Here is a 10,537-nt window from a genome sequence, read left to right as displayed (position 1 = left end):
TGTGTTATTTTTGTGGACAACTCTGTGCTACAATAAATATCCAACAATGAGACATCTCTATTTACTGCTTACCATAACCATGCTGCTTTTCGCGACAGGTTGTACCAATCCTGGCTCCACACTCTCTTTTTCAGATTTCGGTGCAAACGCCGACACCCGCGAAGACGCGTCCATTGCGGCACGGCGACTTATCGCACAATTACAGTCGAAGCAGGATAGAGCTCATACAACAATATTGTTTCCGAAAGGACGGTACGACTTCTATCCCGACAGCGCTTTTGTCCGGGAGTACTACATCTCCAATCACGACCAGGACAATCCGAAAAAGGTGGGCTTCGCGCTGGAAAACCTGCGCAACGTCACCATCGACGGACAAGGGTCGGAGTTTGTGTTTCACGGCCGGATGATTCCTGTTGCGTTGCTCAATAGCGAAAATATTACCCTGAAGAACTTTTCGATCGATTTTGAGATCCCGGCCTTGCGTCAGCTTCGTGTGCTGGAGGTGAACAAAGAAAATGACGAGATTATCGCTGAGATCTATCCTTCCAATCACTACCGGATCGACGACGAGAAGTTGATTATTCTGGGCGAGACCTATGAGTTAAGGCCCGAGACGGCAATGTCGTTCCGTGAAGACAAGCGACTTACTTATCTTCGTCGCGATCTGAGCTTTAACCCGCAATCGGTGAGCGAGAAATCGCCCAACATCCTCAGCCTGAAAGGATGGGATCAGGTAGACGAAACCTCTCCCGGCGAACGGTTCGTGCTGCGGTCCTACTACCGCCCCACTCCCGGCATCTTTCTGAGTGAAAGCCGCAATACGGTATTCGAAAATGTGAAAGTTCATTATGCGGAAGGAATGGGACTGCTTGCCCAACTGTGCGAAAACATCACACTCCATGGCTTCAGTGTTTGCCTGAAGGGCGATGATGATCCGCGCTACTTTACTACCCAGGCCGACGCCACCCATTTCTCCGGCTGCAAGGGAGTCATCGTCTCTCAAAACGGACTTTATGAGGGTATGGCCGATGATGCCATCAACGTACACGGCACCTATCTACGGGTCACAAAGAGGGTGGACAACCATACGCTGCAGGCGCGTTATATGCATTATCAGGCATGGGGCTTCAAATGGGGAGACCCGGGCGACAGTGTACAGTTTGTGGAATCGGAGAAGATGGAGCTGGTGAGAGGAGGTATAAACTCCATTGAGTCGGTGAAAGCGATCGACAAACCCACCGACTTTGGAGCCAAAGAGTTTGAGATCAGGTTCACCCGGCCACTTCCCCTGGAGATTTCGGAAGAGGGGAAATACGGTATTGAGAACCTCACCTGGACACCGGAAGTGCTCTTTTCCGGTAACATCGTCCGCAACAACCGGGCACGGGGATCGTTGTTCAGCACGCCAAAGAGGGTTTTGTGCGAAAACAACCTGTTTGATCATACCCACGGGACAGCCATCCTGCTTTGCGGCGACTGCAACGGCTGGTTCGAAACGGGAGCCTGCAGAGAGGTAATCATTCGCAACAACCGTTTCATCAACGCACTCACTGCCAATTATCAGTTTACCAATGCGGTGATATCCATCTACCCCGAAATACCCAATCTGGAAGATCAACAGCAGTTTTTCCATTCCGGGATTGTGATTGAAAACAACACCTTTGAGATGTTCGACAGGCCTGTTCTCTATGCCAAGTCGACCGATGGCCTTATTTTTCGGAACAATACCATCACGCACAATCAGGAATTTAAACCGTTCCACTGGAACACACATCCCTTCTTTTTCGAAAAAGTAAAGAATGTGTTGATCGAAAACAATCGGTTTGACGACGGTTTTAATAAAGCAACAGACATAAAAACCCTGCTTTCGGAAGAGAATGCGGTAACGGTAAAATAATCTACACAAAACAGATAAAAAAATGAGCGTAAACATCTTTCCCCTTTTTGCCGTAACAGTCCTGTTCATTGGGTGCACACAGCAGCCGGTGAAAACGGCAGCGCAGGAATTGCAATTGATGTACAACAAGCCCGCCCTGCTGTGGGAAGAAACGCTCCCCCTCGGTAACGGGCGCATTGGCATGATGCCCGACGGAGGAGTGGACAAGGAACAGATTGTGTTGAACGACATCACCATGTGGAGCGGCAGCGAAGATCCCGAAGCGCTCAACCCCGAAGCACTCCGTTACCTGCCTCAAATCCGCGAACTGCTGCTTGCCGGACAGAATGACGAAGCACAAAAACTGATGTATCAGCATTTTCGCTGCGGCGGGCAGGGCTCTGCCCGTGGCAACGGGAAAGATGCACCCTATGGCAGCTTTCAGAAGTTGGGTGATTTACGGATACACTACGCCTATGCAGGGGAAGATAGCGTGAGTGGCTACCGCCGCGCGCTTTCGTTGAACGATGCTGTGGCCACGACGGAATTTAGCAAAGGAGGCGTACGTTTCTCGCGCGAATATTTTGCCTCTTTTACCGACGATGTGCTCGTCATCCGGCTTTCGGCCAGTAAAAAAAGATCCATCGGTTTCAGCCTGGAGCTTTCACGCCCCGAGAGAGCAAACATTTCACTAAAAGACAACGCGTTGTACATGGAGGGGCAACTTAACGACGGGTACAATACCGACAAAGGAGTACGCTATTTCACAAAGTTGCAGATCCTCAATAACGGAGGTACACATTCGGCGGACGAAAATTCGCTCTCCCTCGCAGAGGCCGACGAAGCACTGATCATCGTCTCCACCTCCACAGATATGCTCGAAAAAAACTACAAAGAGACAACAACAACTTTATTCGATCAGGCAAGAGCGAAGCAATACCAGGATCTGAAAAAGAACCATACAACGAAGTACCGCGAGAAGTTCAGCCGCGTGGAGCTCAATCTTGGAGAACATAGCAACACAGTAGCTACCGACAAGCTTTTGAACAATTTCCAGGCGAACGACGACCCTGCATTTGCTGCGCTCTATTTTCAGTACGGGCGTTATCTGATGATCTGCGGAACAAACGAGAAATCGTTGCCGCTCAACCTGCAGGGATTGTGGGCAAACACGCTGCAAACGCCCTGGAACGGCGACTATCACCTAAACATCAATGTGCAAATGAATTACTGGCCTGCCGAAGTATGCAACCTCTCGGAGCTGCATAAGCCACTGCTCAATTTCACCCAATCGCTCGTCCCATCCGGAACCAAAACGGCGCAAACGTTCTACGGTGCCGATGGATGGATTGCCCACATGATGAGCAACCCGTGGAAATTTACCGCACCCGGCGAACACGCGTCGTGGGGGGCAACCAACACAGGCGGCGCATGGCTCTGTGCACACCTTTGGGAACATTATGCCTTCACACAGGACAAAGCCTACCTGCAAAGCATCTACCCCACCCTGGTTTCGGCAGCACAGTTTTTCCTCTCGGCAATGATTGCCGAACCAGAGAACGGCTGGCTGGTGACTGCGCCGTCGTCCTCTCCCGAAAACGGGTTCTATATGCCCGGCACCAAAGAGGTGGTTTTTGTCTGCATGGGCCCAACAATGGACGTGCAGATCATCCAGGAACTGTTTACCAACATCTTATCGGCTGCCGAAATACTGGGTATTGAAGATAACACCACCGCGAGAATTCGCGAGACCTTGCCCAAGCTGCCGCCCATGCAAATCAGTCCCAAAGGATACCTGATGGAATGGCTCAAAGATTACGAAGAAGCAGAGCCGCAACACCGGCACGTGTCACACCTCTACGGCCTATACCCTGCCAGTCAGATTTCGCCCGAAACCACGCCCGAACTGGCAGCGGCAGCACGGGAAACACTCAATCGGCGCGGCGATGGCGGCACGGGATGGTCGCGCGCCTGGAAGGTCAATTTCTGGGCACGGCTGCACGACGGAAATCGCGCCTACAAATTGCTTAAAAGCCTCATGGAGCCGTCGCTACCGTTGAATGCCACTACCTACGACGGCCAGGGGGGCGGCACCTATCCCAATCTGTTCTGTGCACATCCGCCGTTCCAGATCGACGGCAACTTTGGCGGCACCTCCGGCATTGCCGAAATGCTTATCCAAAGTCAGAACGGATATATCGATCTGCTGCCTGCCCTGCCCGATGTGTGGGAAAACGGTAGTTTCAAAGGGTTGCGCGTACGCGGTGGCGCCGAGGTAGATGCTGTCTGGAGCAATAAACAGCTCTCGTCGGCAACCATCAGAGCTACGTCGGACAATATATTTAAAATGAAAGTTCCCGATTATGCCATATCCCTGAAACGCAACGGAAAAGAGGTGACGATCGACAATGGTTATGTTTCGATCGACCTGAAAAAAGGCGAATCGGCAAATCTTGTGATCAACAAGAATTAGCTTCTGCCCCTCGGGAAGGAAGCAACTTTTGCAAACGAAGAGCGAGAAAGAACAGTCTGGCTTGTTAACTTTTATTGATGATTATTTTTTCGGTATTTCTGAACTGATCCAATCAATTGTCGTATTTTTAAAAATTATTCGACTAATAAAAGAAAGACGATGAAGTTCAAATCATTTTTATTTACATGGGTACTGATCCTGTGTGCAGACAGCATGAGTGCCCAGCAGATTATTGCACACCGGGGATACTGGAAAACCGAAGGATCGGCACAAAACTCCATTGCGGCACTGATGAAAGCCGATTCCATCGGGGTTTTTGGATCAGAGGTCGATGTGTGGTTATCCTCCGACGGCGTTCCGGTGGTCAATCACGATGCCACCGTCACACTGAACGGAGAGAAACTGACCGTGCAGGATACACCCTACGCCACCCTCCGGAAAGTTACCCTTTCCAACGGAGAGGCGTTGCCTACTATGGAGGAGTATCTCGATGCGTTTGCCCGTTGCAAAAATGTGAAGCTCATCATCGAGTTTAAAACCCACAGATCGGAAGAACAGGAAACACTGCTGGTCGAAAAAGTAATAAACATGGTCCGTCAACGCGCCGTGCAGGAGCGCGTTGAGTATATCTCCTTCGGAGTGAATCTGGTGCGGCAGGCAAGGAGACTCGACTCCCAAGCGCCAGTATATTACCTGAACGGCGACTTGTCTCCACAGGTTCTCGCCACCCTGCAATTGAACGGCTTCGATTATCACTACAATGTGCTGTACAAACGTCCACAATGGGTGAGGAAAGCCCACGAGCTGGGGCAAAAAGTGAACGTATGGACCGTGAATAAACCAGATGATATGCAGAAGGTCATCGATCTGAATGTAGACTTTATCACCACCGACGAGCCGCTGCTGGCCCGGGAAATACTCAGCAAACAATGAATCTGAAAGAGCAACTCAACAAAGCAATTGAAATTGCAATATCGGCCCATGAGGGTCAGCTCGACACACACAACGGCCGTCCATACATTGAACATCCGTTCCGGGTAATGAACGCCGGGCACACGCTGCAAGAGAAGATCGTGGGCATCCTGCACGACGTGGTGGAAGATACGTCGTGGACGCTGCAACAGCTCGCCGAAGAAGGTTTCTCAAAGGAGACCGTTGATAGCGTGGATGCCTTGTCGCGCCGTGATAACGAATCGTACGACGAATACATCCTCCGCCTGCAGGACAACCCCACTGCCGTCAGGGTTAAGCTGAACGACCTGACGGACAACATGGATATACGCCGGTGGAATGAAGTGCAGTACCAGGATCTGGCCCGCCTCCAAAAATACCTCGAAGCCTACAAGCTGCTTACCGAGCAGGAGCATATGTCCTCCAGCAGGGAGAAATTTAACGAAGTTCCGGTAACGAAGCAGAACCGGGAACCCAAACCCGGAAAATGATCAGATGGCAGGCATTTACATCCATATTCCTTTCTGCAAGACCCGGTGTACCTACTGCGATTTCTACACCCTCAACAACGAATCACAGATCGACACATTTGTGGAGGCACTTTGCAAAGAGGCACAATTGAGAAAGAACGAGATCGCCGGGCCGGTGAAAACAATCTACTTTGGCGGTGGAACACCGTCGCGGCTTCATCAGAATCATTTCGACCATCTTTTCGACACCCTTTTCACCCAGTATATTGTTGATCCCGAGGCGGAGATTACCGTGGAGGCCAATCCCGATGACCTTTCGGACGAATATATCACGATGCTGGCACAGCTGCCGGTCAACCGGCTCAGCATCGGCATTCAGAGCTTCAACGACGATGAGCTGAAGTTCCTGAGTCGCCGCCATTCTGCCCAACAAGCCATCGAGGCAGTGAAGAAGTGTCAACAGCATGGGTTTCGCAACATCAGCATCGATCTGATGTATGGACTACCGGGCCAGACCATGGAAATATGGGAACAGAACCTGGATCAGGCTCTCTCATTGGATATTCAGCATATTTCGGCCTATCATCTTATTTACGAAGAGAAAACACGCATGCATTCGCTGCTGAAGGCCGGCAAGATTCAGCCGGTGAATGAAACCACCAGTACAGGCATGTTCTCAAAGCTGATCGATCGCCTCACAGCCGGTGGCTTTATCCACTACGAGATCTCCGCCTTTGGCAAAGAAGGGTATTTCTCCCGGCATAACACCGCGTACTGGCAGAATGAACAATACCTCGGACTGGGGCCGGCAGCACACTCGTTCGATGGCGACAACCGCTCCTGGAATGTGGCATCGCTCAACTCCTACATCAAAAGCATGGAATCGGGGATGCCGGAGCGGGAAATCGAACACCTAAACCAGCAGGAAAAGTACAACGAGTACATCCTCACCGGCCTCCGTACCATGTGGGGTGTGAACCTCACGGAGCTGAAAGACCGGTTTGGAGAGGAACTCTTCCTATTCTGCATGGAGAATGCTCAAAAATACCTGGACAAAGGCCTGCTCACCACAAAAGAGCAAGTAATGACACTTACCCGCGAAGGGATCTTCATCTCCGATGGCATCATGAGCGATTTGATGTGGGTGTAAAATATGCGTTAACTCAACCCCTCAATCTCCCCATCCACAATATCGATTCGCTTTGCCTGCGGGTCGGCCGGAAGTCCCGGCATACGCATCATCTCCCCGGCAATGGCCACAATAAACTCAGATCCCTGGTTGATAACCAGATCATTGATCTTGAACCGAAAATCCTTCGCTACGCCATACCATTTAGGGTCGGCTGAAAAAGAATACTGTGTTTTGGCAACGCAGACCGGCATCTTTTCAAGCGGGGTGCCTGTGATCGTTTTGAGCTTCTTAAGAGCTATTTCGCTCAACACCACATCGCGTGCACCGTAAATTTTGGTAGCAATCTTGGTGAGTTTTGTTTCTATGTCGTCCTCTTCGTCGTAGGTAAACTTCAACTCTCCCGATGGCTTGTTCTCGATGGCCTCCACCACTGCATTGGCCAGCTCAAGAGCGCCAGCTCCCCCATCGGTAAAAGCCTCGTTTACGGCAAACGAAACACCCCTCATTTCGCAGAACTTCTGCACCGTCTCAATCTCCAAAGGCGTATCGAATGCGTACTTGTTAAACGCCACCACAACCGACTGGCCGAAATCGGCCAGGTTGGCGAGATGTTTCTCCAGATTACCTAGGCCTTTTCTCAATCCGTCGATATCGGGTGCCTTGATGTCTTTTTCGGGAGTACCCCCGTGCATCTTGAGCCCCTGCGCCGTCACCACAATAACCGTGAGTTTGGGACGCAATCCGCTCTTACGGCATTTGATATTAAAAAACTTCTCTGCGCCCAGATCTGCACCGAAGCCAGCCTCAGTCACCACATAGTCGCCATACGACATGGCCATCTTGGTCGCCAGGACGGAGTTACATCCGTGAGCGATGTTGGCAAACGGGCCACCATGAACAAATGCGGGAGTGTTTTCGGTGGTCTGCACCAGGTTGGGGTTAATGGCATCCTTCATCAGCACGGTGATGGCACCCGCCACGCCCAGATCTTTCACCGTAAACGGTTTTCCGTTTCGTTTAATGCCCAGCAAAATATTTTCGATACGCCGCCGCAGATCATCTTCGTTTTCTGCCAGACAGAGGATCGCCATCAGCTCCGATGCGGCCGTAATATCAAACCCGGCCTCCTGCGGCACGCCGTTACCCGGTCCAAGGCCGGTGACAATATAACGCAGGCTGCGGTCATTCACATCCAGCACCCGCTTCCACAGCACCTCTTTAATTTCATCGCCCGTACCCTGTACGCGAAAAATATAGTTGTCGAGCAGCGCCGAGATGGTGTTGTGCGCCGTAGTCACCGCATGAAAATCGCCGGTAAAGTGCAGGTTGATATTCTCCATGGGAAGTACCTGTGCATACCCTCCACCGGCAGCACCTCCCTTCATGCCAAAGACCGGCCCCAGCGAAGGTTCGCGAAGAGCCACGATGGCATTTTTGCCCATTTTGTTCAGTCCGAGTGTCAACCCGATGGAGACGGTGGTTTTCCCAATTCCGGCCTTTGTGGGAGTGATTGCCGTCACCAGAATCAGGTTGCTTCTGTCTACTTTTTCCGGGCTTATCAGATGGACTGGAACTTTTGCCATGTGCCTTCCGAAGCTGATTACCTCATCACGCGGTATGCCGATGTTTTCCGCTACATCTTTGATTCTTCTCAGGGGAGTTTCTCTTGCAATTTGAATGTCCGATTTCATTATATCTATCGTTTACTTTTTTAGTTGTCCTACTTTTAGCGATCAACCCTCTGCGGCAGCGCCAGACAGTCATTGATCCTTTTTCAGCATCTCCTCCAACATCACCAGCTGGTCGCGCAGCTGTGCTGCTTCCAGGAATTCCAGCTTCTTGGCTGCCGCCAGCATTGCCTTCCGTGTCTGTTCTATTTTCGTTTTCAGGTCATCAGCTGAAGCATATTCATTCAGCGGTTCTGCTGCCAGCGCGTAATAGTCAGGCTCAACATATGCTCTTGCTTCAGCGGAAGAGGTATATTCTTTGTTCAGTGCGGAGGAAATACCTCTTTTTATTTGCTGCGGTATGATGCCATGCTCTTCGTTGTACTTCATCTGTTTTTCCCTGCGGCGATTGGTTTCGTCGATGGTCATCTGCATGCTGTTCGTGATCTTATCGGCATAGAATATTACTTTGCCATTCACATTTCGGGCGGCACGCCCCGCCGTCTGTGTGAGTGACCGGTGAGAGCGGAGAAACCCTTCCTTATCGGCATCCAGTACGGCCACAAGCGATACTTCCGGCAGGTCGAGTCCTTCCCGCAACAGGTTCACTCCGATAAGCACGTCGAAAAGCCCGCTGCGCAGATCGTTCATGATCTTCACCCTTTCCAGCGTCTCCACATCAGAATGGATGTAGTTACACCGTATTCTGTTGCTTGCCAGGTACTCCGTCAGCTCCTCGGCCATTCGTTTGGTCAGCGTGGTCACCAGCACCCGCTCATCCTTCTCCACCCGCTGTTGAATCTCCTCCATCAGGTCATCGATCTGGTTCAGGCTTGGACGCACGTCGATGGGCGGATCGAGCAACCCTGTGGGACGGATAAGCTGGTCGACCACAATTCCTTCCGACTTCTCCAGTTCGTAGTCGGCCGGTGTGGCGCTCACGAAGATGATCTCCGGCGTAAGGTCTTCAAACTCTTCAAACTTCAGCGGCCGGTTGTCTATGGCAGCCGGAAGGCGGAATCCGAACTCCACCAGGTTTATCTTGCGGGAATGATCACCGCCATACATCGCACGGATCTGCGGGATGGTCACATGGCTCTCGTCGATCACGGTGAGGTAATCTTCCGGGAAGAAGTCCAGCAGGCAGAAAGGGCGTGTTCCCGGATCCCGCCCGTCGAAATAGCGCGAATAGTTCTCAATTCCGGAACAGTATCCAATCTCCTTGATCATCTCCACGTCGTAGGTCACCCGCTCATAAAGTCGCTTTGCCTCCAGCGGTTTCCCTATCTCCTGAAAAAACTCCACCTGCTTTCCCAGATCAAGCTGTATTTCGTCCACTGCCCTGTTGATGCGCTCCTGCGTGGTGATAAAGAGATTCGCAGGAAAAATACGGTACGCATCCATCTTCTCCATGGTGATGCCGGTAAGCGGGTCCACCGATTCCACACTTTCAATCTCGTCGCCCCAGAAAATAATGCGTATTATATAGTCACGATAGGCCAGAAACACATCCACCGTATCCCCTTTTACGCGAAAGTTACCCCGGTTAAAATCGGCTGTTTCGTTGCGGGAGTAGAGGATGCTCACCAACGATCGCAACAGCTGATCCCGCTCAAGTGTCATTCCCGCCCTCACTTCGACGGTGGTTTTCTGAAAATCGTCCGGATTCCCGATTCCGTACAGGCAGGAAACAGACGACACCACAATCACATCGCTCCGGCCCGACAGCAAGGCTGAGGTGGCTGCAAGCCGGAGTTTTTCAATTTCGTCGTTGATGGAAAGATCTTTCTCAATATAGGTATCCGTAGAAGGTATATAGGCTTCGGGTTGATAATAATCGTAATAAGAGACATAATACTCCACCGCGTTATGGGGAAAGAAGCTCTTGAACTCGCTGTAAAGCTGTGCAGCCAGTGTCTTGTTGTGGCTCAGCACCAGCGTGGGCTTGTTGAGTTGTGCAATTACATT

7 protein-coding genes are annotated in these 10,537 nt (G+C 51.2%); 5 read left to right on the top strand and 2 right to left on the bottom strand.

Translation table 11 applies throughout. From position 1 onward, the window contains the following. The first annotated feature begins 46 nt into the window (after positions 1-46). From B3Z75_RS12570 to hemW, 5 genes are all read left to right on the top strand, one after another. The gene (locus tag B3Z75_RS12570) at positions 47-1,897 is read left to right on the top strand and encodes a right-handed parallel beta-helix repeat-containing protein (protein ID WP_294072275.1); all 1,851 of its coding nucleotides are present in this window, start codon (positions 47-49) and stop codon (positions 1,895-1,897) included. Positions 1,898-1,919: 22 nt separating this feature from the next. Beyond that, positions 1,920-4,349, top strand: coding sequence for a glycoside hydrolase family 95 protein (locus B3Z75_RS12565; RefSeq protein WP_294072272.1), 2,430 nt, complete (start codon positions 1,920-1,922; stop codon positions 4,347-4,349). Between the two features lie 159 nt (positions 4,350-4,508). Next, positions 4,509-5,282 (top strand): glycerophosphodiester phosphodiesterase, encoded by a 774-nt coding sequence (locus B3Z75_RS12560; RefSeq protein ID WP_294072269.1) that lies wholly within the window; start codon positions 4,509-4,511, stop codon positions 5,280-5,282. Further along, the gene (locus B3Z75_RS12555) at positions 5,279-5,791 is read left to right on the top strand and encodes a phosphohydrolase (RefSeq protein ID WP_294072267.1); all 513 of its coding nucleotides are present in this window, start codon (positions 5,279-5,281) and stop codon (positions 5,789-5,791) included. The genes B3Z75_RS12560 and B3Z75_RS12555 overlap by 4 nt, the downstream gene beginning before the upstream one ends. 4 nt (positions 5,792-5,795) lie before the next feature. After that, positions 5,796-6,920: a radical SAM family heme chaperone HemW gene (gene hemW / locus B3Z75_RS12550; protein ID WP_294072264.1), complete on the top strand. Its 1,125-nt coding sequence runs from the start codon at positions 5,796-5,798 to the stop codon at positions 6,918-6,920. A gap of 8 nt (positions 6,921-6,928) precedes the next feature. Here hemW and B3Z75_RS12545 read toward each other — a convergent pair whose 3' ends face one another. Together B3Z75_RS12545 and uvrB are read right to left on the bottom strand one after the other, a co-directional pair. Beyond that, positions 6,929-8,593 carry a formate--tetrahydrofolate ligase gene (locus B3Z75_RS12545; RefSeq protein ID WP_294072261.1) on the bottom strand — a complete coding sequence of 555 codons (1,665 nt, stop codon included), beginning with the start codon at positions 8,591-8,593 and terminating at the stop codon, positions 6,929-6,931. Positions 8,594-8,662: 69 nt separating this feature from the next. Continuing rightward, on the bottom strand, positions 8,663-10,537 hold a 1,875-nt coding region (gene uvrB / locus B3Z75_RS12540), incomplete at its 5' end, for an excinuclease ABC subunit UvrB (RefSeq protein ID WP_294072239.1).

It is taken from the genome of Proteiniphilum sp. UBA1028 (assembly GCF_002316955.1).
Lineage (GTDB): Bacteria > Bacteroidota > Bacteroidia > Bacteroidales > Dysgonomonadaceae > Proteiniphilum.
The sequence above is the reverse complement of the archived record's forward strand: the minus strand, read 5'-3'. Positions and strand labels throughout refer to the sequence as shown.

Excerpts from the sequence above, each read along its gene's own strand:
- B3Z75_RS12545 (WP_294072261.1), bottom strand. The coding sequence starts at position 8,593 with ATGAAATCGGACATTCAAATTGCAAGAGAAACTCCCCTGAGAAGAATC.
- B3Z75_RS12555 (WP_294072267.1), top strand. The coding sequence starts at position 5,279 with ATGAATCTGAAAGAGCAACTCAACAAAGCAATTGAAATTGCAATATCG.
- B3Z75_RS12560 (WP_294072269.1), top strand. The coding sequence starts at position 4,509 with ATGAAGTTCAAATCATTTTTATTTACATGGGTACTGATCCTGTGTGCA.
- B3Z75_RS12570 (WP_294072275.1), top strand. The coding sequence starts at position 47 with ATGAGACATCTCTATTTACTGCTTACCATAACCATGCTGCTTTTCGCG.
- B3Z75_RS12565 (WP_294072272.1), top strand. The coding sequence starts at position 1,920 with ATGAGCGTAAACATCTTTCCCCTTTTTGCCGTAACAGTCCTGTTCATT.
- hemW (WP_294072264.1), top strand. The coding sequence starts at position 5,796 with ATGGCAGGCATTTACATCCATATTCCTTTCTGCAAGACCCGGTGTACC.